The organism is Xanthomonas sp. NCPPB 1068 (genome assembly GCF_041479385.2).
In the GTDB taxonomy this organism is placed as follows: domain Bacteria; phylum Pseudomonadota; class Gammaproteobacteria; order Xanthomonadales; family Xanthomonadaceae; genus Xanthomonas; species Xanthomonas cannabis.
Window position 1 is genome coordinate 1,930,411 of record NZ_CM192986.1, and the last position, 21,015, is coordinate 1,951,425.

At 67.2% G+C, this 21,015-nt stretch carries 19 protein-coding genes and 1 pseudogene; 14 read left to right on the forward strand and 6 right to left on the reverse strand.

The features are described 5' to 3' along the window. Positions 1–32: 32 nt before the first annotated feature. The 4 genes from ACCQ12_RS08340 to ACCQ12_RS08355 form a co-directional block, all read right to left on the reverse strand. Positions 33–710 (reverse strand): hypothetical protein, encoded by a 678-nt coding sequence (locus ACCQ12_RS08340; protein WP_081422602.1) that lies wholly within the window; start codon positions 708–710, stop codon positions 33–35. A 527-nt stretch (positions 711–1,237) separates the two neighbouring features. Next, complete coding sequence (locus ACCQ12_RS08345; protein ID WP_047696832.1) at positions 1,238–1,627, reverse strand: c-type cytochrome; 390 nt, start codon at positions 1,625–1,627, stop codon at positions 1,238–1,240. Between the two features lie 34 nt (positions 1,628–1,661). Next, on the reverse strand, positions 1,662–3,008 hold the full coding sequence (locus tag ACCQ12_RS08350; protein ID WP_372383364.1) for a cytochrome C: 1,347 nt from the start codon (positions 3,006–3,008) through the stop codon (positions 1,662–1,664). Between the two features lie 65 nt (positions 3,009–3,073). Next, a complete protein-coding gene (locus ACCQ12_RS08355) occupies positions 3,074–3,694 on the reverse strand; it encodes a cytochrome b (protein WP_372383365.1) in 621 nt (206 codons plus the stop codon). 311 nt (positions 3,695–4,005) lie between these two features. Here ACCQ12_RS08355 and ACCQ12_RS08360 point away from each other — a divergent pair, with 311 nt between their 5' ends. From ACCQ12_RS08360 to ACCQ12_RS08425, 14 genes are all read left to right on the forward strand, one after another. After that, positions 4,006–4,440 carry a sugar 3,4-ketoisomerase gene (locus ACCQ12_RS08360; RefSeq protein ID WP_166750463.1) on the forward strand — a complete coding sequence of 145 codons (435 nt, stop codon included), beginning with the start codon at positions 4,006–4,008 and terminating at the stop codon, positions 4,438–4,440. Then, the gene (locus ACCQ12_RS08365; RefSeq protein WP_372383366.1) at positions 4,437–5,108 is read left to right on the forward strand and encodes an acetyltransferase; all 672 of its coding nucleotides are present in this window, start codon (positions 4,437–4,439) and stop codon (positions 5,106–5,108) included. Before ACCQ12_RS08360 ends, ACCQ12_RS08365 begins: the two co-directional genes overlap by 4 nt. Before the next feature lie 3 nt (positions 5,109–5,111). Then, positions 5,112–6,065, forward strand: coding sequence for a glycoside hydrolase family protein (locus ACCQ12_RS08370; protein WP_166752757.1), 954 nt, complete (start codon positions 5,112–5,114; stop codon positions 6,063–6,065). Further along, positions 6,052–6,984 (forward strand): GNAT family N-acetyltransferase, encoded by a 933-nt coding sequence (locus tag ACCQ12_RS08375; RefSeq protein WP_104580102.1) that lies wholly within the window; start codon positions 6,052–6,054, stop codon positions 6,982–6,984. The genes ACCQ12_RS08370 and ACCQ12_RS08375 overlap by 14 nt, the downstream gene beginning before the upstream one ends. Continuing rightward, positions 6,984–8,096, forward strand: coding sequence for a DegT/DnrJ/EryC1/StrS family aminotransferase (locus ACCQ12_RS08380; RefSeq protein WP_372383367.1), 1,113 nt, complete (start codon positions 6,984–6,986; stop codon positions 8,094–8,096). Before ACCQ12_RS08375 ends, ACCQ12_RS08380 begins: the two co-directional genes overlap by 1 nt. Beyond that, complete coding sequence (locus tag ACCQ12_RS08385; protein WP_166743150.1) at positions 8,093–9,346, forward strand: O-antigen translocase; 1,254 nt, start codon at positions 8,093–8,095, stop codon at positions 9,344–9,346. Before ACCQ12_RS08380 ends, ACCQ12_RS08385 begins: the two co-directional genes overlap by 4 nt. A gap of 8 nt (positions 9,347–9,354) precedes the next feature. Continuing rightward, complete coding sequence (locus ACCQ12_RS08390; protein ID WP_208417385.1) at positions 9,355–10,296, forward strand: glycosyltransferase family 2 protein; 942 nt, start codon at positions 9,355–9,357, stop codon at positions 10,294–10,296. Continuing rightward, positions 10,293–11,426, forward strand: coding sequence for a hypothetical protein (locus tag ACCQ12_RS08395; protein ID WP_372383368.1), 1,134 nt, complete (start codon positions 10,293–10,295; stop codon positions 11,424–11,426). The genes ACCQ12_RS08390 and ACCQ12_RS08395 overlap by 4 nt, the downstream gene beginning before the upstream one ends. A gap of 43 nt (positions 11,427–11,469) precedes the next feature. Beyond that, positions 11,470–12,321, forward strand: a complete 852-nt coding sequence (locus ACCQ12_RS08400) for a Wzz/FepE/Etk N-terminal domain-containing protein (protein ID WP_372383369.1) — start codon at positions 11,470–11,472, stop codon at positions 12,319–12,321. Positions 12,322–12,599: 278 nt separating this feature from the next. Next, positions 12,600–13,442, forward strand: a complete 843-nt coding sequence (locus tag ACCQ12_RS08405) for a class I SAM-dependent methyltransferase (RefSeq protein WP_372383370.1) — start codon at positions 12,600–12,602, stop codon at positions 13,440–13,442. A 12-nt stretch (positions 13,443–13,454) separates the two neighbouring features. Continuing rightward, positions 13,455–14,684, forward strand: coding sequence for an amidohydrolase family protein (locus ACCQ12_RS08410; RefSeq protein ID WP_372383371.1), 1,230 nt, complete (start codon positions 13,455–13,457; stop codon positions 14,682–14,684). Beyond that, a complete protein-coding gene (locus tag ACCQ12_RS08415) occupies positions 14,681–15,379 on the forward strand; it encodes a class I SAM-dependent methyltransferase (protein ID WP_372383372.1) in 699 nt (232 codons plus the stop codon). The genes ACCQ12_RS08410 and ACCQ12_RS08415 overlap by 4 nt, the downstream gene beginning before the upstream one ends. Positions 15,380–15,512: 133 nt before the next feature. Continuing rightward, positions 15,513–16,643 (forward strand): glycosyltransferase family 4 protein, encoded by a 1,131-nt coding sequence (locus ACCQ12_RS08420; protein WP_372383373.1) that lies wholly within the window; start codon positions 15,513–15,515, stop codon positions 16,641–16,643. Continuing rightward, a complete protein-coding gene (locus ACCQ12_RS08425) occupies positions 16,640–17,752 on the forward strand; it encodes a glycosyltransferase family 4 protein (protein ID WP_166743143.1) in 1,113 nt (370 codons plus the stop codon). Before ACCQ12_RS08420 ends, ACCQ12_RS08425 begins: the two co-directional genes overlap by 4 nt. Before the next feature lie 262 nt (positions 17,753–18,014). On the opposite strand, the gene ACCQ12_RS08430 is transcribed toward ACCQ12_RS08425, so the two are convergent. Then, positions 18,015–19,229: a nucleotidyltransferase family protein gene (locus ACCQ12_RS08430; RefSeq protein ID WP_372362789.1), complete on the reverse strand. Its 1,215-nt coding sequence runs from the start codon at positions 19,227–19,229 to the stop codon at positions 18,015–18,017. A gap of 149 nt (positions 19,230–19,378) precedes the next feature. After that, a pseudogene (locus ACCQ12_RS08435) lies at positions 19,379–20,933 on the reverse strand (B12-binding domain-containing radical SAM protein). Between the last annotated feature and the right edge of the window lie 82 nt (positions 20,934–21,015).

Below are 21,015 nucleotides of genomic sequence, written 5' to 3' on the forward strand. Positions count from 1 at the left end.
TGCCCGCAGGCGGGCAAAAGGTTGCGGGTGGATCAGAAGGCGCGCGAGACCATGCCCACCCAGGGCGTTTCGCCGGGGCCGCCCTGCGCGCGCGGGGTGTTGCTGCTGGTCAGGATCCGGTCCAGCTTCACGGTCCATGCGGCGTGGTTCCACTTCAGGCCCAGTTGGCCATACCGATAGCGGCCGGAACTGGCGGCGCCGTAGGTCATCGCCGGAAAATCGGAGATGCCGGCACCGGCAGAGAGACTGAAACTGGACGACAGCGGCACGCTGGCGGTGACGTCGATCACCTTGTTCCAGGGCGAGCGCTGCGCGCGCGGGAAATTGAAGGTGGACAGCGAAAAGGTCAGCATGTCGCGGTAGGACCAGGCCAGGCTCGCTTCCTGGCGGTCGAAGGTGCGCGACTGGCGGTCGGCCGGGTAGGCGTAGTACAGCAGGCTGGCCTGCATCTGCCAGCGGTCGTCCAGCATCCAGGCGCGCGCGCCCTGGATGGTGAATGCCACCGGCTTGCTGAGCGACGGCGACTGCAGTGCGGCAGAGACCGAGGTCGACCAGCCCGGCGACGGCAGCCAGTAGCCGGCGGTCTGCAGGGTGACGCGGTTGGGCGCAATCGCGATGCCGCGATCGATCAGGGAGGAGGCGACTGCGACCGCACCGCCGACATTATCGGCCAGTGCATTGCCGCAGGGGCTCAGGAGCAGGGCGAGCATGACTGCATGGCGCAACTGTAAGCGCTGGGGCTGCGGTGCCGGCGTTCTGCAATGCGCGTGCAGGCATGGCACGCGTCGAGGCGACGAGGAGTACGACGGTGCACGGCCGTGCGATGCGGCCCACGGCCGCCCCCCGCAGGCGCAAAGGCGTCGCGGTGGGTACGGAGACTGCTTGGCGGACAGCAGGTTCGGCAAGGGCGTAGGGCATGGACACGAAGCGGGGCGCGATAGTGACCCATCACGCAGGACGAGACCGCCTTGGCTGTGGCGGTTCCGTCCGTATACGCGAAGGTGTCGGCTCAGGCAACGCGATACCGTGCACCCGTTCTGGTGCGGCATGTGATCGGCTGCCGGCCGCGGAGACTGCGGCCGGCAGGCTGTACCGGGCTTGAAGCGATCGCCCCTGCCTGAGCGCGGTCTTCAGACACATGCAGCAATGGCTTGGGCAGGCTCGACTGCCTTGCCGTCCCCGTGCCGGCAGGGACACCCCCGCCGGCCGGCGTTTCCGGCATGGCTTGCCGTTCGTCTCAGTGCAGGGTGTTGAGGTAGGCGATCAGGGCGTCCAGCTCCTTTTCGTCTTCAAGCCCTTCGTACTTCATCTTGGTACCCGGTATCGCTTTCTTCGAATCCGCTCTCAGAAAGGCTTTGAGGCCGGCCGCATCCCAGGTGCGCTTGCTTGCCTTGAGCTCAGGGGAGTAGCCGCTGAAGTCCGCCACCGCGCCGGCAGGGCGATTGACGATGCCGAACAGGGACGGGCCCTTCTTGTTCTTGCCCTGCGTGGCGCTATGGCATTCGGCGCATTCGGTCGCAAAGACGCTCTTGCCATCAGCGGCGCGCGCCGGCGTGGCCAGGGTTGCGCCGGCCAGCAACAGGCCGGCCAGCGGTGCGCATAACAACGTTTTGTGGAATGGGTGCATATGAGTCCGTACGGTTGCGTGCAACGGTGGGGGATCAGAACGCCAGGTTGACCGACAGCGAGAAGCTGTCGAGATCGCGCGGATTGGTGATCGGCGGGCCACGGAACACGTTGGATGTGCTGCCGTTGAATTTGTCGAATCGGAACCAGCCAGCGGAAACGCGCAGGTTGGCGTTGGTGGTGTAGGTGCCTTCGCGGCCGAACGGGCTCCAGTACAGCAGGATCAGATTGCTGGTGGTGTCGGGGATGCCCACCGGCGAATAGCGCGCCGCATCGAACGAGCCGGTGTTGATCATGTGCGCGGCCAGCACGCCATAGGTCTGCTTGAAGGCGTAGTTCACGCTGAGGGTCTGATCGCGCACGCTGCCGCGGTCCAGCGCCGGCATGGTCGGGTCGGACGGAATCAGCGGGCTGCCGTATTTGCGGCGCTCGTAGATGTTGACGTAGGCCAGCGACGCCACGTGCTCGCGCGTGCCGAGGAACTGGTAGGTGAGGTCGTAGCCGAAGTCGGTGAGGTCGTCGCTGGGCCCGTTGCGCGGGCGCTGGCGACGCGTGTTGAGCGCGGTCAGGCCCACCGAGAAGAACTGCCGCTTCATGTCCTTCATGTAGGCCACGCGCGCGTAGGTGGTGTCGCTGAGCTTGCCCGGGTCGCCGTTGATCGGCCAGCCGAGGCGGTCCTGCGCAGACGGCGACAAGGCGCTGTAGCTGCCCACTTCGCCGTACCAGTTCTTGTCGTACAGCCCGTACACGCTGGCACCGATGACGCGGTTGGACAGCGACGAGGAGCTGAGCATGGTGGAGGCGCCGCCGTTGGACGCCGGGGTCAGCGTAGAGGCATTGGGCAACACGTGGATCGGGTCGGAGATGCCCGGATTGTTGTTGACGCTGACACCGACCATGGTGTCCTTGCCGGCCAGCTGGAACGGCTTGGTCACAAAGCGCAGATCGACGTCGTCGAGGCGCGTATCGAAGGTGGCATTGCCGCTGTTGTTGGAGCGGATCTTGGAGTAACCGCCGACGTTGTCGCTGACGCGGCCGGCCAGATACAGGTCGGCCTGGGTCAGGCGTGCGGTGCTGTCGCCACGGCTGGGATTGTTGCGCGACCAGGTGAGCTGGCCGGACACCGGTATCTTGGTGCCGTTGCCGTCGGTATCGGTGAAACCGCCGAGCTTGAAGCGCATGCCATACGGCGTGAGCGAGGGGCCGTACGAGCCGATGTGGCAATCGGCGCAGGACGAACCGGTCTGGCGTGCAAAGGCGGCAACCGCCTGCGCCTGGTTGCTCGCCATCAGCAGCAACGGACCGGTGACGCACAGCAACGACGTCAGGGAGGCGGCACGCGAGGCAGTGGCGCGGCGCGGAGCGGGCTGGGAGTTAGGCATGGAAAGTCCTTGTTCGGCGGGACGGAATGCAACGGATTGGATGCGTGCGGAGGACGGGCGAGGGCTCATGCGTGCTTGCCTGGCAACACGCGGCGCAACAGGCCATCGCGCAACACCAGGTGATGCCAGAGCGCGGCACCGATGTGCAGCAGCACCAGCGCCAGCAGCGCCCAGGCCGCGTTCAGGTGCCAGGTGCCTAGGGTGTCGCCGAGATCCGCGTCCACCTCGATCAGGTTCGGCAGCGGCAGGCCGAACAGATACACCGTCTTGCCGAAGGCGTTGCTCAGCGACCAGCCGATCAGCGGCAGTGCGAGCATCAGGCCGTACATGGCCAGGTGGGTGGTACCGGCCAGCAAGCGGGTGATCAGCGGGGAGGGCGGGCCGGGCGGCAGCTTGCGCAGACGCAGGCGCAGGCCGACGCGCAACACGAACAGCAGCAACACCATCAGGCCGAAGTGGCGGTGGCCTTCCAGCAGCCACTGACGCAATGCGCGACCATCGAGTTCGGCGCGCAGCAGGATCAGGCTGGCCGCCATCACCAGGCACAGCACCGTGAGCCAGTGCAGCACGCGCATCGGTCTGGGGAGCGGAATGACGCGCGCGGCCGGCGCGGTGTCTGGCGCCGATGGCAGCGCGGTGGCATCGGCGCTGGCCGCCGGGTCGGAAGCCTGAGGGGAAGAACGCATCTGGTCGGTGTCCTCACCGGTGGTGGTCGTTGGTTCCGGCAATGCGTGTCGCGCTGCCAGGCCTGGCTCCCCACGCCGGCCAAGCTGCGGCCAGGTGAACGTGCACCGATATGTGCGGCGATGCCGATGAAAGGTTGCATCGCCACAACGAATTTTTATCGCGGCGGCGGGACATCGGCGCTGCGCCACGCGTGCTGCTGCGCTTGCGCGCACGCCGCTTCGCAGGGCCCCGGCGTGGCGCAACCTTTCGCGCATCGCGGCGCACTCAGGCATGTCGCACTACGTGCAGTCAGCGGTAACGCCCCCGGATCATGGCCTTCGAACCCATCCAGTTGCATACCCACGGTGATGATCGCGGCCTGCTCGTGTCGTTGGAGCAGCAGCGCAATGTCCCGTTCGAGATACGCCGCGTGTACTACCTGTTCGGCACCCGCAGTGGCGTGCACCGCGGACAGCACGCGCACCGCCAGCTCAACCAGCTTGCGGTGGCCTTGCACGGCTCGGTGAGGATTCTGCTGGACGAAGGCAAAGGCGATGGCCCGACCGAAGTGGTGCTGGACGACCCGGCGCAAGGCCTGCTGCTGGGCCGCATGGTGTGGCGCGACCTGCATCACTTCAGCCCCGACTGCGTGCTGATGGTGCTGGCCGACCAGTTCTACGACCCGGGCGACTACATCCTGGACTACGACCAATTCCTGAGCGAAGTGCGTGGTCATCGCAATGATGCACGCAGGTTGGAAGCATGAGCACGCGCAAGCCGCTGGTGATCGTCGGTGCGGGCGAGTTCGCCCAGATCGCCTGCGAATACTTTCGGTACGATAGCGACTACGAGGTGGTCGCCTTCAGCGTGGAGCGCGATTTCCTGTTGCGGCCCAGTCTGGCCGAGCTGCCGGTGGTGGCTTACGAAGAACTCGAACAGCGCTACCCGCCTGCGGCGTACGAGGTCTTCGTTGCGATTCCTGCCACGCAGTTGAACCGCCTGCGTGCGCGGTTCTACGCGGATGTGGTGCGTCGCGGCTACCGCTGCGCCAGTTATGTCAGCTCGCGTGCCTTCGTGTGGCGCAATGCCGAGATCGGTGCCAACACGTTTGTCTTCGAAGGCAATGTCATCCAGCCCTTCACCTGTATCGGCAACAACTGCATCCTGTGGAGCGGCAACCATATCGGCCATCGCACCGTGGTGCAGGACCACGTGTTCATTGCCTCGCACGCGGTGATTTCCGGCTATTGCGAGATCGGGCAGGGCAGCTTCGTCGGCGTCAACGCCACGCTCAGCGACAAGGTGCGGATTGCCCCGCACAACATCATCGGCGCGGGCGCCCTGGTGACCCGGAATACCGAGCCCGAACGCGTGTATGTCGGCTCACCGGCACGCGCCGTGGCAGGCAGATCTGCGTTCGACGTGGAGCTGTAAGACATGTTCGCCTGGACCAAGCGAGGCCTGGTGTTCGACGTTGCACGTGATGGCGTGGGCGGTTGGATGCAGCATGCGGCGTTGACGCCCACCCCGTACCGGCTGTCCGCGCAGGTGCTGCGCGTGTACGCGGGATTTCGCGACACGCAGGGAGTGAGCCGGATCGGCTACGTGGATGTGCGTGCCGATGCGCCGACGCAGATCGTTGGCGTGAGCGCCAGGCCGGTGCTGGACATCGGGCGCGACGGCTGCTTCGACGACAACGGCATGATCCTGGGCGACGTGGTGGCCGGGCCGGATGGCCTGTACATGTTCTATGTCGGCTTTCAGCGTGTGGCCAAGGCCAAGTTCCTGGCGTTCACCGGCCTGGCTGTCTCGCACGATGGCGGCGAGACGTTTCAGCGCCGCCAGGACACGCCGCTGCTGGACCGTGCGCCCGGCCGCAGCACCATCGCGGCGGTGCATTCGGCACGCTATGAAGATGGACGCTGGCGGCTGTGGTACGCGGTTGGCGATGACTGGGAATATATCGGCGGCCAGCCGTATCCGCGGTATCACATCCGCTATGCCGAGACCGATGCGTTGAGCTGTATTCCCCTTGACGATAGCGTGTGCCTGCGCCCGCAGGGCACGGAATACCGAATCGGGCGTCCGCGCGTCTACCGTCTTGGCGGACGCTATCTGATGTACTTCACCCGCGGCGATACCGCGGGTGGTTACTTCCCGGGCATCGCCTTCAGCCGCGATGGCGTGCACTGGGAGCGGGACGACGGCCAGCTTGGGCTGCGACTGTCCGAGACCGGCTGGGATGCGCAGACGCTGTGTTATCCGGCACTGATCCAGCACGGCGAGCGTGTGTTGATGTTCTACAACGGCAATGCGATGGGGCAGGCCGGCTTTGGCCTGGCCGACGCTGCGTTGCCGGTGGAACTGCAGGGCTGCCATGTATTCGGTTAGGCCCTACACCACCAGCGATGCAGCCAGATGGGACGCGCTTGTCACCTGCTCGCGCAATGGAAATCTGTTGCATCGGCGCGGCTACATGGACTATCACGCAGACCGATTCGTGGACGCGTCGCTGCTGGTGGAACGTGGCGGTGAGGTGGTGGCGGTGTTTCCGGCCAATGTGCACGGCGACTGCGTCAGCAGCCACGCCGGTCTTACCTATGCCGGTCTGCTCTTCTCGGCGGCCTTGCGCGCAGGCGCCAGCTTGCAGGTGTTCGAGCTGATCGCAGCGCATTACCGGGCAACAGGTGTGCGCGAGATCGTCTACAAGCCGGTGCCGCATGTCTTTCATGCGTACCCGGCCGAAGAAGACCTCTACGCGCTGCATCGTGTGGGCGCGCAGCTGTCTCGGCGTGACCTGTCGTCAGTGATTGCACTGCGTCAGCCCTTTGCCTTCAGTGCCGAGCGGCGGCGGTCGATCGCCAAGGCGCGCAAGGCCGGTGTGCAGATCCAGACCGGCACCGCGCTGGAAGAGTTTCATGCGCTTCTCAGCGATGTGTTGCGGCGCCATGCCGTGGCGCCCACGCATCGCCTGGAGGAGTTGCAGCTGCTGCAGGGGCGCTTCCCGCATCACATCGTGCTGCATGAGGCGCGTGCCGGGGGGCGGTTGCTGGCAGCGGCACTGGTCTACGACTTCGGGCGCAGCGTGCACACCCAGTACCTGGCGGTGTCCGAGCGCGGACGCCAGCTGGATGCGCTGAGCCTGTTGCTGGCCGAGCTGATCACGCAGGTGTATGCGGCGCGCGATTACTTCAGCTTCGGCATTTCCACCGAGCAGGGGGGGCTGGTGCTCAACGAGGGGCTGGTCGAACAAAAGGAGCGCTTCGGCGCGCGGGCCGTGGTACAGGATGTCTATCGATGGACCTTGTAATGGATGTGCCTTTCCTGGATTTGCGCGCGGTCAACGCGCGGTATGCGGACGAACTCAAGGCCGCCGCCGCGCGGGTGATCGATGCCGGCTGGTACGTGCTGGGCCAGGAGCTGGCCGGGTTCGAAGAAGAGTTTGCCAGTTACTGTGGCACCGCCCATGCCGTGGGCGTGGGCAATGGCCTGGATGCGCTGTCGTTGATCCTGCGTGGCTATCGGGAGCTGGGCGCGCTGCGCGAGGGCGATGAGATCATCGTGCCGGCCAACACCTTCATTGCCACCTTTCTGGCGATCAGCCAGAACCATCTGGTGCTGGTGCCGGTGGAGCCGGATCCGGCCACCTTCAACATGGATCCGGCCAGTGTGGAAAAGGCGATCGGGCCACGCACCCGCGCCATCATGGCAGTGCACCTGTACGGTCAGCTGGCCGATATGGCGGCGTTGCAGACGCTGGCGCACCGCTACGGGCTGCTGTTGATCGAAGATGCGGCGCAGGCGCACGGTGCGATGGCGCACGGCCGGCGTGCCGGTGCCTTCGGCGATGCCGCCGCTTTCAGTTTCTTTCCGACCAAGAATCTTGGTGCGCTGGGCGACGGCGGCGCGGTGGTCACCGCCGATACGCATCTGGCCGAGCGCATTCGCGCGCTGCGCAACTACGGCTCGGAGGTGAAGTATCACCACCTGTATCAGGGCGTGAACTCGCGCCTGGATGAGCTGCAGGCCGCCTTGCTGCGGGTCAAGCTTGGCTATCTGGACGAAGAGATCGCGCTGCGGCGCGAGGTGGCGCAGCGCTATCTGCAGGGGATCGACAACCCCTTGATCACGCTGCCGGCCGTGGTCAGCGACGAGCAGCATGTCTGGCATCTGTTCGTGGTGCGTAGCCCGCAGCGCGATGCGTTGCAGGCGCATCTGCTGCGCCATGGCATCCACACCCAGATTCATTACCCGGTGCCGCCGCATCGGCAGCCGGCCTACGCCACGCTGGGCGATGCCTGCCTGCCGGTCAGCGAGCGCCTGCATGCGGAGGTGCTCAGTCTGCCGATGAGCCCGACGCTGGACGCCGCGTCGGTGCAGCGGGTGATTGACGCATGCCAATCCTTCGGCGCCCGCACATGAATCTGCTGCGCAGCGGCGCCTACACCGGCGTTGCGACGTTGGCCAAGCTGCTCGCTGCACTGGTGGTGGTCAAGCTGGTGGCCATCCATGCCGGGCCGCAAGGGGTGGGCCGGCTCGGGCAGTTCCTCAATCTGATGTCGGTGCTGGCGGTGCTGGCCGGTGGCGGCATCAGCGCCGGGATCGTCAAGTATGTGGCCGAATATCGCGGCGACCCGCAGGCCCAGGCACGCCTGCTGGGCACGGCGCTGTGGTATGCGTTTTGCGCCTCCTGCGTGCTGGCCGTGCTGGCACTGCTGTTCAGCCGGGCGCTCGCCGAGCGCCTGCTGGGCGATGCCGGCTACCGGCCGCTGATCTGCGTGCTGGCGATCGCGCAGCTGGGCATTGCAGTGGTCAATTACATTCTTGCCGTGATCAACGGCTTCATGGACGTGCGCCGGCTGGCCGTGGTGCAGGTGAGCGGTGCGGTATTGAGTGTGGCCTTGGTGGCGTGGTTGTCCAGCCGGGCCCAGTTGCAGGGCGCGCTACTGGCGCTGGTGCTGGGACAGGTGCTGTGGCTGCTGGCCGGCGTGCCGGCCTTGCGGGCCAGCCCCTACTTTCGACGCGAGATGCTGCGCATGCGCTTCGATGCGCCGATGGCGCGCCGTCTGGCCGCGTTTTCGGTGATGACGCTGACCTCCACGCTGGTGCCGCAAATGGTGGTCATGCTGGTGCGTGACCATCTGGTCGCACAGTTCGGCTGGCAGCAGGTCGGCTACTGGCAGGCCGTGAGCCGGGTGTCGGATGCGTACCTGCTGTTCTTCACCACCGCCATCAATGTGTATTACCTGCCCAAGCTGGCCTCGTTGCACGAGCGTGCCGCGCTGGGGCGCGAGCTGCGCGCCGCGTACCGCTACGTGATGCCTGCGGTAATCGGCATGGCCCTGGGCGTCTATGTCTGCCGCGACTGGGTGACCTGGGTGCTGTTCGACCCAGGGTTTTCCGCGGCCAGGGCGTTGTATGCGCCGCAGCTGATCGGCGACGTGGTCAAGATCGCCGCCTTCGTGTTGTCGTATGTGATGCTGGCCAAGGCGATGACGCGCGTGTTCGTGCTGTCCGAATGCGTATTTGCGGCCAGTTACCTGGGGTTGGTGTACCTGTGCACCGCGCACTTCGGCCTGGTCGGTGCGATGTACGCGTTCGTCGCCAACTACGTGCTGTACCTGCTGTTCAACATCGTGGTGGTGCGTCGCTACCTGGTGCAACCGGCGTGAGCGAACGAATGCCCCTGTCGGAGCGTGCACACTGGCCGCTGGTGTCGGTGCTGATCCCGGCATTCAACCACGCGCGCTTCGTCCAGCGTTGCCTGGACAGCGTGCTGGAAGAACCTTACCCGTGCAAGGAGATCGTCATCATTGACGATGGCTCCAGCGATGCCACCGCAGAGAAGATCGGTGAGTGGGTCGCGCAGCACGGGCACCGGCTGCCGGTGCAATTTGTGCAGCGGGAGAACCGGGGTGTGGCTGCCACGCTCAACGAGCTGGCCCTGCGTGCCAACGGCGACTATCTGCGCCTGGGTGCCAGCGACGATTACCTGCTGGCGGGCGGTCTCGATGCACAGGTGCGTTACCTGCGTGCGCACCCACAAAAGCTGGCAGTGATCGGCGATGCCTGCGTGGTCGATCAGCACGGGCAGCGCTTGCACGACAGTGCCATGCGCGACCTGCACGGTGTGGACGTCGATCTGTATCGCTCCGGGCCCGGGATCCGGCGTGCGGTGATCCGGTACTGGGCGGTCAGCGGTGCAGTGGCGCTGTTGCGGCGCAGTGCTTTCGATGCCCGCAGCGGCTGGGACGAGTCGTTGCGCATCGAAGACTGGGACTTCTTTCTGCGCCTTGCTGCACGTGATGCGCTGGGATTTGTCGACATGCAGGTGTGCGCCTACCGCCTGCATGGCAGCAATCTCAGCAAGACCGTCGACGTGCGTGCGCGCATCGCCAATCTGAGCGAGTCGCGGCAGGTTGCGCTGCGCTGCGCGAAGCTGTTCGACGAAGAATCTGACCGCACGCTGTTGCGTGCGCAATCGCGCTACATCGCCGCCAAGGTGGCCTACCTGCAACGCCGGCCGCTTGCCCTGGCCGGCCATCTGCTGGCCTATGCCTGGTTATCGCTGCCGGCACGTTGGCGACCGGGGCATGCGGCCCGCACGACGGAGCCGGTATGACGAGGCTGTTGCGACGACCGGCAAGCTATCTGGCGTTGCCGATGCTGCTCGGCTGCGCATTGACGTGGCTCACCTATACGCTCCCCGATGGCTACGGCGCGGGCGTGGCGTTGCTCGCAGTCGCTGCGGCGTCGACCTGTGCGCTCGATGCGCTCCTGCGGACACACTTGCCCGATATCGAGCACTTCCGCCGCTACCGCTACGCCGGCACCCGCGACGCTTTCCTGGCACTGACCCTGGCGGCGGTGGTTACCGTGTTCTGCATCGCCGATGTGGTGCTGTTTCCAATTCCGCTGTTCAGCGATCCGGCGTCTTACGCAACCTTGAGCCCGGCGCGCTCGCATGTGCGGCACATCTCCAATATGTGCTGGATCCTGCCGCCGATCGCGCTGCTGTGCGTGCGCCACCGCGGCCTGCGCGCGGCGATGGTGACGCTGGGGTTTGTCTTCCCGATCGTGGTGATCGACCGCAACCGCATCTTTGCCGGCCTGTTTTCCTTCGTGCTGGTGATGCTGCTGCGCCGCGATGCGGCACGTCGCTTGCCGTGGAAGACCATCGGCCTGTTGCTGCTGGCGGGTGGCGGCGTGTTCTCGGTGCTTGGCGCCTTGCGGTCCGGCTCGCTGGCCACGGTGGCGCTGCCGTTCAGTGCGTTCTACCGCGCCATGCCGCAGGGGCTGCAGTGGCTGCTGCTGTACATCAGCGCCGGGCCCTACAACTTCGGCGCGATGCTCGCCAAGGGCTACGTCAACGCCAGCTTCCTGATCAACCAGCTGGTGCCCTTCAGCGGCTCGATTGCCACTGCCGGCACCGGCATTCCGCTGGACGCGCCCAACATCAACGTGGGCACCGAGTTCTTCCCGTTTCTGATGGCCTGGGGTGCCCCCGGTGCCTTGCTGGCGTTGCTGGCGCTGTATGCGGGCCTGGTGTGGAGCGTGCGCCGGCTCAACCGGTCGTTGTCGATCTTCCATGTGCTGATCTTTCTGCGCATCGCCTATGCCTGCGTGATGTCGCCCTTTGCACCGCAGGCGTTTACCTGGACCAACTTCGGCTTCATTGCGCTGTGCCTGGTGTTGCATGCCTGCACCGTGCTGCTGCCCAACCGACATGCCCCATGCCCGTCTGCCGTGTAAGTACACCGCCACGTCCTCTCTCACGTTTCAGAGCCTGCGCACCATGAATCAACACGACGAAATCTATCTGATCGACCTGTGGCGCATCCTCCGGCGCGAATGGCGCTGGGCGCTGGCTGCATTGGTGCTAGTGCTTGGCCTGGCTTTCGTTTTCCTGCGCGTGGCCACCCCGCAATGGGAAGCCACTGCATGGATCCAGGTGGGCGAGATCGGCCCGACCCCGGCGGGCCGCGACCCCAAGGTGGAGCCGTTCCAGCGGGTGATCGACCGCATGAAGACGCGGCTGTTTCAGGATGCGGTGCTGCGCCAGGCCGGCGTGCCGCTCAAGAGCCGCGCCGCGCAGGTGTACCGCGCCAGCCTCAAGCCGGATCCGGACCCCTACGCCAACCTGATCGGCATCACCGTCCGTGCCGAATCGGCGCAGCAGGCGCGCACCCTGGCCATGGCGACCGTGACGGTCCTGCAGACCTTGCATGGCGACACCAACACCGCCGCGCTCGCGCTGGCACGTACCCGCCTGCAGGGACTGAGCGAAGACCTGCGTGTTGCCACGCTCACCCGCCAGCAGCTGCAGCAGCAGCTGCACGCGGGGCAGGGCGGGTCCGGTGCGACACCTGCGCAGGTGCTGGCCGGGGTGCTGTTGACCGAGAACACCACTGCCATCCGCGCGATCAAGGCCGAGCGCGACGATCTGATCGCGCGACTGACCGCACGGTATACCTACCAGACCTCGCTGGCGTGGCCGCTGTACGTGCCAGAACAGCGGGCGTTCCCGAATGCCGTGATGGTCTGGGCAGTCGCCCTGCTGGGCGGTGCCGGGCTGGGCACGGTGGTGGCGGTGCTGCGCAATGCGTGGCGTCGCCATCGCATGGCAGGCGTCACCGCGGCCGGCTGAGTGTTGGGCATCCACGCCCCGCAACGCGTCGCAGCGCGGACCGATCGCAGCATTGCCAGCTCCAGGTCTTGTGCGCCGCGCGCGTAAGCGCATCCCCGTTCGGTCCTTGGTCACGGCACGCGGGCGTTGCCCCGGCCCGGCGCGTGGTTGGCAGGCGGCGCGACTGCAACCAAACCGGCAGCCGGACGCACTCACGGATCTATCAAGCGATGCCGCGCTGGCGGCACTGCGTCCGGAGAGTGCCGTGGAATCAGCAGGACAGGTGTGGGAGGCGATGCATGTCGTTGGTCAATGAGCATGCTGCGCGCGGCGGTACGGTCGCGCCGGAACAGTTGCTGGAAACGCAGCGTGCATTCGACAGCGTCGCCCCCGACTATGACGGCCCGCGCGGCAACAATGCGCTGATCCAGCGCATGCGCACCACCTTGTGGGACACGGTCGCTGCCGAGTTGCCGCAAGGCGCACGGCTGGTGGATCTGGGCTGCGGTACCGGTCTGGATGCCAGCGAGTTCGCCCGGCGCGGCTATCGCGTGCTGGCCACCGACTGGTCGCCGGCCATGGTCGAGCGCACCCGCCAGCGTGCGGCCACCCAGGGCCTGGAAGAACGCCTGGCGGCCGCGCATGTCGGCATCCAGCAGCTGGATCAGTTGCAGGGCACCTTCGATGGCATGTACTCCAACTTCGGCCCGCTCAACTGCGCACCGGACCTGCCGGCGGTAGCCGCCCAGTGCGCACGTCTGTTGCGGGCCGATGGCTGCCTGGTGTTTTCGGTGATCGGGCGGATCTGCCCGTGGGAAATCGGCCACTACGCCTTGCGTGGGCGCTTCAGGCGCGCAGCGGTGCGTGCGGCAAGGGGCGCCACGGCGGTGGGCATGAACGGGCACACCATCTGGACCTGGTACCACCTGCCGCGCGAGTTCTATCGCGCGTTCGAACCACACTTCGTACTGGAGCGCTATCGTGCGCTGAGCTTGTTTCTGCCACCGCCCTATCTGGTGGATGTCTGCCAGCGGCACCCGCGCCTGGCCGAGCGACTGGGGCGGCTGGACGACCGGTTCGGCGGCCTGCCGCTGCTGCGCGACATGGGCGATCACTTCCTCATCGTGATGCGCAAGCGCTGAGTGGAGACGCCGATGTCCATGGCCGACGTCTGTCTGCAGGGTGCGCGCTCGATCACGCTGGCCGGCCCGTCGCGCGCGGCGCTGAACCTGCGCGCAGGCCGCTTCGGCGGCACCGTGGGCACCGCGACCCTGCGCCTGGATCTGTCCGGCCATGTGCTGGCGCCGGGGCTGGTCAATGCGCACGAGCATCTGCAGGTGAACTGCGTGCCGCCGCTGCCGCAGCGTGCGCCTTTCCCCAACAGCTACGCCTGGATCGAAGCATTTCAGGCGCATTTCCAGCATCCGGCCGTCGCTGCGGCGCTGCGCGTGCCCAAGGCGGTGCGGCTGCGCCACGGCGGGCTGAAGAACCTGCTGGCCGGCGTCACCTGCGTGGCCCAGCACGACCCCTGGCACGCCACCCTGGATGAGGCGGATTTCCCGGTCGGCGTGCTCAACGAATTCGGCTGGAGTTACGCACTCGGCTGGACCGGCTACGGCCCGCCGGTGCAAGCCAGTTTCGCCGCCACGCCCCCCACGCATCCGTGGATGATCCATCTGGCAGAAGGCACCGATGCGGTGGCACGGGCGGAGCTGGACGACCTGGACCGTCTCGGTTGCCTGGCTGCCAACACGGTGTTGATCCACGGCGTGGGCCTGGGCGAGCAGGCGATCGAACGGGTGATCGCGCGCGGTGCGGCGCTGGTGTGGTGCCCGTCGAGCAATCTGGCGTTGCTGGGTCGCACGCTCGACCCCTGGCGGCTGTGCATGGCCGGGCGGCTGGCGCTGGGCAGCGACTCGCGCGTCAGCGGCGCGCGCGATCTGCTCGAAGAACTGCGCATCGCCGCCGACAGCGGGCTGGCGCCCGACCTGCTGCTGGGCCTGGTCACAGACCGGTCCGCGCGCATCCTGCGCATGCCAAGGCGCGGGCGCATCGCGCCGGGCGCCGCTGCGGATCTGGTGATCGTGCGCGACCGCGGCGGCGAGCCCGCCGACAGCGTCATCGGTTGTCAACGCAGCGAGCTGCGTGCGGTGATCCGCGACGGCAAGCCGCGCATTGCAGACCCGGATTTTGCGCCGTGGTTCGCGGCAGCCGGTGTTCCGGCCGTGCCGGTGGTGCTGGATGGCCGGCCCAAGCTGCTGGATGCGGCGCTTGCCGACCCCGCCGTGCTGGCGCTGGAGCCTGGTCTGCACCGTGTGCAGCCGCTCGCACCTGCGAGCACCAGGGACGTTGGTGCAGTGAGCGCGTTGGGAGCGGCGTCGTGAATACCATTCCGGTGCTCGAACCCGCTTCCGCATACGCGCTGTGGGCACAGGCGTATCCGCCGCATGCGCATAACCCGGTGATGCTGGCCGAAGAACGCGCCATGCTGGGCCTGATGCCGGCCAGCCTGCAGGGCCAGCACGTGCTGGACGCCGGCTGTGGCAGCGGCCGTTACATGCAGCACGCATTGCGCCGCGGCGCGCGGCATGTGACCGGTGTCGACCTGTCGCCGCAGATGTTGCAGCGCGCCGGTACCGAACTGGCAAAGCATTGGCCGCCCGCGCGCGTCAGCCTGCAGCAGGGCAGCCTGGACCAGTTGCCACTGGCCGATGCGGTGGCCGACCTCAGTGTCTGCGGCCTGGTGGTGGGCCACCTGCAGCGCCTGTGGCCGGCGCTGGAAGAACTGCATCGGGTGACCCGTCCCGATGGCCTGGTGATGTGCAGTGACGTACATCCGATCGGCCATGCGCTGGGGTGGCGTCGTGATTTCAAGGCCGATGGCCGGCACTACGCCGTGCGCCACACCCAGCATCTGTACAGTCACTGGCATGCGGCCTGCGCCGCGTTGGGCTTTGCGATCGAAGCGGTGGCCGAGCCGATGCTGGACCCGGCCGACATTCCTGCCGGCGCAAACTTCGACCGCACCGCGTTGCAGGTACCGGTGGCGCTGGTGCTGCGCCTGCGTCGCGTCGCGTGACCGGTGCGGTTGCAGTGGCCGTGTACGGCCGCACGCTGAGTGGCCAGACCAGGCTGCGCTGCGCCCACGTCGCGTCCTGCGCGGCTGCGGGTTGCCGCCGCACGCACCATTCGACACGGGCGATCTGCGCGTCATGAGCCTGCACGTGGCCCAGCTCAATCTGGTTCCTACCCCGCACGGTCTGAGCGCGGCGCAGGTGTTCGCTCAATGGCCGTCGCTGGCCGACATTGCCGAGGCCGTTGCCAGTGCCGGCGTGCGGGTCACGGTGATCCAGGCCTCGGCGCTGGATCAGCACATCGTCCAGGGCGGCATCGACTATCGCTTCGCGCCACTTGGCCCGCGGGGCAGCACCGCACGGGCGCGCACGCTGTGCAAACTGCTGCGCGAGATCGACGCCGACGTGATCCACGTGCACGGGCTGGAATTTGCCGGCGATGCACGGCGGCTGGCGCGCCGGCTGCCGCACGTGCCACTGCTGCTGCAAGACCATGCCAATCGTCCGCCGCGTTGGTGGAGCAGGCTGCTGTGGCGCGCGCGCTACAGCGCCGCTGCCGGGATTGCGTTCACCTCGCTGCAGCTGGCCCAGCCCTTCGTGCGCGCGCGCCTGTTTCGCCCGCAGACGCAGGTGGTTGCCATTCCCGAATCCAGCAGCCGCTTTACTCCCGGCGATCGCCTGCTGGCACGCGAACAAACCCGGCTGCAGGGCGAACCCTGCGTGCTCTGGGTCGGCCATTTGAGCGCTGCCAAGGACCCGTTGTGCGTGCTCGACGCGGTGGCCATGGCCGCGCGCATGCTGCCCGGCCTGCGGCTGTATTGCGTCTTCGATCAGGCGCCGTTGATGGACCAGGTCCGCCAGCGCCTGCGCGACGACCCGCGGCTGGCGCGCTGCGTGCAGTTGTTGGGCAAGGTCGATCATGCACAGGTGCAGGACTTGCTGCGGGCCAGCGATCTGTTCGTCTCGGCCAGCCATACGGAGAGCTGCGGCTACGCCGCGCTGGAGGCCTACGCCTGCGGAACGCTGCCGCTGCTGACCGACATTCCCGCATTCCGCGCGCTCAGCGATGCCGGCAGCATGGGCGAACTGTGGCCGGTGGGCGATGCCAGTGCGCTGTCGGAGCTGTTGTTGCGCGTGTCGCGGCAGCGGCCCGCCCGTGCGCAGGTGCGGGCGCATTTCGATGCGCGGCTGTCGTTTGTCGCAGTCGGGCAGCGCTGGGCGCAGGCGTACGCCAGCCTGCTGAAACCCCTGCGCGGGAGCGCGGCATGAAACTGGCGCTGGTGGTGCCCGGTGGGGTGGACCGCAGCGGCGAGGTGCGGGTGATCCCGGTGTTCCTGACCCTGATCGACTGGCTGGCGCGCAATCACCAGGTGCATGTATTCGTGCTGCACCAGGAGCCCTTGCCGGATACCTGGATGCTGCGCGGTGCCACGGTGCACAACATCGGCGCGCGGCGCACGCGCCTGCGTGCGGTCGCAGCCATCGTGGCGGAGCATCGTCGCGCCCCGTTCGATGTGATCCAGGCGGTTTTTTCCGGCTACTGCAGCCTCATCGCGGTGGCGGCGGCGCGCCTGTTGCGGCGTCCCAGCGCGGTGCACATCGCCGGTGGCGAGCTGGTGGCGCTGCATGCCATCGGCTACGGCGGCCGTCGCAAATGGCGCGGCCGCCTGCGCGAGGCGGTGATCCTGCGGCTGGCCGATCGGGTCACTGCGGCCAGCGAACCCATCATCGCCTCGCTGCAGGCACTGGGCATCGCTGCCACGCGCGTGCCGCTGGGCGTGGATCTGCGTGCCTGGCCGGTGGCGCCACCGCGTGTCCGCCAGGGTGCGGTCGCGCGCCTGCTGCACGTGGCCAGCCTCAACCCGGTCAAGGACCAGCGCACCCTGCTGCAGGCGATGGCCGCGCTCAAGCGCGCCGGGGTCGCTTTTACGCTGGACATGGTTGGCGTGGACACCCTGGATGGCGCCATGCAGCGCCAGGTGCAGGCGTTGGGCCTGCAGGATCAGGTGCGCTTTCTGGGCTTCAAGACCCAGCGCGAGCTGCGCCCGATCATGCTGGCGGCCGATCTGTTGCTGCTGTCCTCGTTACACGAAGCCGGGCCCATGGTGCTGCTGGAAGCGGCCGTGGCCGGTGTGCCGACGGTCGGCACGGCGGTCGGCCATCTGGTCGAATGGGCGCCGGTTTCGGCACTGGCGGTGCCGCCCGGCGATTGGGCCGGAATGGCCGAGGCGGTCCGGCAGGTGCTCGGCGATGACCAATTGCGCCTGCGCCTGGCCTGGGCAGCGCAGTGCCGCGCAGTGCGCGAAGATGCCGCGTTCACCACCCGCCTGTTCGAGCAACTCTATCGGCAGGTATGCGACGCACGACCGTTGTCTTGACGGGTCGGGTGCAGCGCCGTAGCGCGGAACGACGGTCGGCGTTGGGGCGTGCCCAACCCGTGGCGCAGCTGCGGAGTGCGCCGTGCACCTGGCCGACGGGCGATCGCGCCCGATGCGGCCGTGGCGCAGCGCGTGGCAGCCGGCACGCGGCGGTAACGGCCCGACCGGCGCGTACAACGCCGCGCCGCTGAGCCGCACCTTCGGCCGCAGCAGACGCCGCGCAGACGTCGCGCGGCATGGCACACATGCAATCGCTTTGCTGCTACGCCGGCTGCAGATAGCCCTCCAGCGCCGCACGCACCACATACAGCATGTCGGTACGGGGCACCGGCCGGGTCAGTCGCGTCATCAGGCGGCGTGCCTGGGTCTGCCGCACCCATGGCTGGTCCTGCAGCCACAACTGCGTCTGCAGCATGTCCGCGCGCTCCTTGCGGCTCTCGGCCGAGGGCACCACGCGCTCGCGCAGATACTGCCGCGCTTCGCGCAAGGAGCCGGACCATTCGATCCCCGGCAGGGCGGACAACCACAGGTTGGAGCACGACGCGGTGGTCAGGGTCTGTCGCGCGGCGCGCCTGCGCAGCAGTCGCGGGCATTCCGCATGCAGGCGGGCCATCACCGCAGGCGGCACCACCGTGCGGTAGTAGCGTTGCAGCAACAACAACGGCGGCAATGCCCACCAGGGCGACACCGCCGGGTCTTCCCACAGTTCCTGCCAATCGCGTGGCCCCATGCGGGTGGCCAGCAACGCAAGATCGTGCAGATGCATCAGGCGGATGCTGCGATGGCAGATGCCGCCAGCGGCATGCAGCAGCAGGTGGCTCATCAGCGCGCCAGTCGACGGATACGGGTTCAGGCCCGGCTGCGCATGCTCCGGCCAGATGCGTGCGGTGATGTCCACGCCGCGCACCGGCAGGCGCTCCTGGATACGCGTATGCAGCTCGATGTTGATCGGAGCATCGCGATGCTCGCCCAGTCCGGCTACCGCATTGCCGCGGATGGGTTTGAACACCTGGTGCTTCCATTGTTCGAACGAGGCGGTGTAGCCCAGCTCGCACAGCACCGCTGCAACCGCGGGTGCAGCGTCCGGCTCCACCAGTAGATCGATATCGGCCATCGGGCGATCGCCGGGCAGGTACACCCCCAACCGGTGCAAGGCGGTGCCCTTCAATCCCACCAGGGCAATGCCGGCACTGCGGGCGGCGCTGTCGATACGGGCCAGCAGCACGGCAATGCGCCGGTGGCGGTCTTCGACATGGCGGCGTTGCTCGGTGAGAAAGGCCGTCCATTGCGCGTCCTGCCACAACGAGCGGCGCTGCAGCAGCGGGGAGACGCCATGTGCCGCCGCCGCGGCCGCCGCCAGTTGCCACTGCAGCCGGTCCCACTGCGGCGCGCTGTCGCCCGGCTGTGCCAGCTCGTGCGCCAGCTGCTCGGTGGCGGTGTGCAAGCCGTGTTTGATGGTACGGAGCGAGGGCTGCATGCGGGCGTGATCCGGAAGGTCGAAGGGAGATGTCGCGACGCGTCGTTGTCTGAAACGCGTCGCGGAGTTGGTGCGGTCAAGCGGCTCGCAGGGTGCCGCGATGAAGCTGGCTACATGGCGTGCACAGCGAACTCGCGCCACGGATGTGCTCAGCCCACCAGCACGGTGGCCAACGCCCGTGGTTGTCGTGCGGCCAGCGTGGCAAGCGGTTCGGTCCGGTGGCGATGTTCAACGGCGATCAGCGCAGACCAGCGTGCTTCCAGCGCCTCGGCCGCGCGTGCAAATGCGTCGGCGGCCATGCCGGCGCGTGCCTGTTGCAGATCGACCTGGGTGTGCAGCAGGTCGCGCACGCTGCGATAGAACTCCGAGTCGTACGCACCATGGAACATCATCGCCAGATCGTCGCTGTCCTGCCAATGCGTCTTGCCGCCCAGCTGGTTTTTGACCTCTTCGTAGAACTTGGTGCCGGGCAGGGGATAAGACACGCTGACGCCGATGATGTCTGGGTTGGCCTGCGTCACCAGCGCACGCGTGGCCAGGATGTCGTCGAGGTCTTCGCCCAGATATCCCAACTGGATGAAAAATCCCACGCGGATGCCCTGTGCTCCCAGGCGTCGGCGCGCCGCGATCACCTCGGCGACCTGCGTGCCCTTGGTCATCCGGTCCAGCACGCGTTGGCTGCCACTTTCTGCGCCGATCCAGGCTTCCGCGCATCCGGCCCGCGCCAGGGCCGCAGCCATGCGTTCGCTGGCCAGGTCGGCGCGGGTCTGGATGGTGAACGGGATGGCGCCATCGGCCTCGGTCAGGCGTTGCGCAAAGGTTTCCACCCAATCGATGTGGAAGCCGAAAATATCGTCGGCCATCCACAGGTGGTCGGGCTGGAAGCTGCGTTTGAGATGGATCATCTCGGCGGCTACGTCCTCGGCGCCGCGGCGTTTGTAATGGTTGCCCCAGATCGGCTTGGCGCACCAGTTGCACCGGAACGGGCAACCGCGCGAGGCCGCCATGTTCAGGCTGAAATAGCCATGGCGCTGCTGCCAGAACTGCCGGTAGCGCGGCATGTCGACCAGGTCCCAGGCGGGCAGGCCACTCAGGCGCGCGTCCGGCGGCTGCGCACCCGGATGCGCGCGCACCACGGCAGGATCGCGGGTGGCGATGCGCGCAACGCCGGCCAGCCACTCGCTCGTGGCGATCTGCGGGTCGGCCTCGAGGCTTTCGATCAGTTCGATCAGTGGCGTAATGCCTTCGCCAATCAGCACTGCGTGCGCGCCGGCAGCCAGAAAGACATCCGGGTTGTCGGACGCATCGGAGCCCGCCACCAGCACGCGGCAGCCGGCTGCATGCGCCTGCCCGATCATGCGGCAGGCCGCCTCGCGCATCCGGCCCAGGCACATCTTGGTGAGAAAGTTGAAGTTGTCCTCGTAGAACACCACCAGCTGCGGTTGCGCGTCCTGCAGCGCACCGGCGTACTCCTCGACATCGTCGGCCAGCATGGCATCGAACAGGCGCAACGCATGGCCACGTTCGCGCAGCAGCGCGGCAATCTGCAGCGTCGCCAAGGGCGGGTACGGTTTGCCGCGCTCCCATTGCTTGGGGTCGTAACGCAGGAAATACGAATGACTGACCTGGATCTTTAGCATCTGCACAAGGCTCTCGTTCTGTCGCCAGGTGGCGCGCAGCGGCGGCGTGCGCAGACACCGGCATTCGGCTCGGCAGTAGGTGCGCATGCAGGCGGCTTTGGTTGCGCTGTCGCGCTGCCAGCGGCGGTACGGTGGCGCGGCGATGC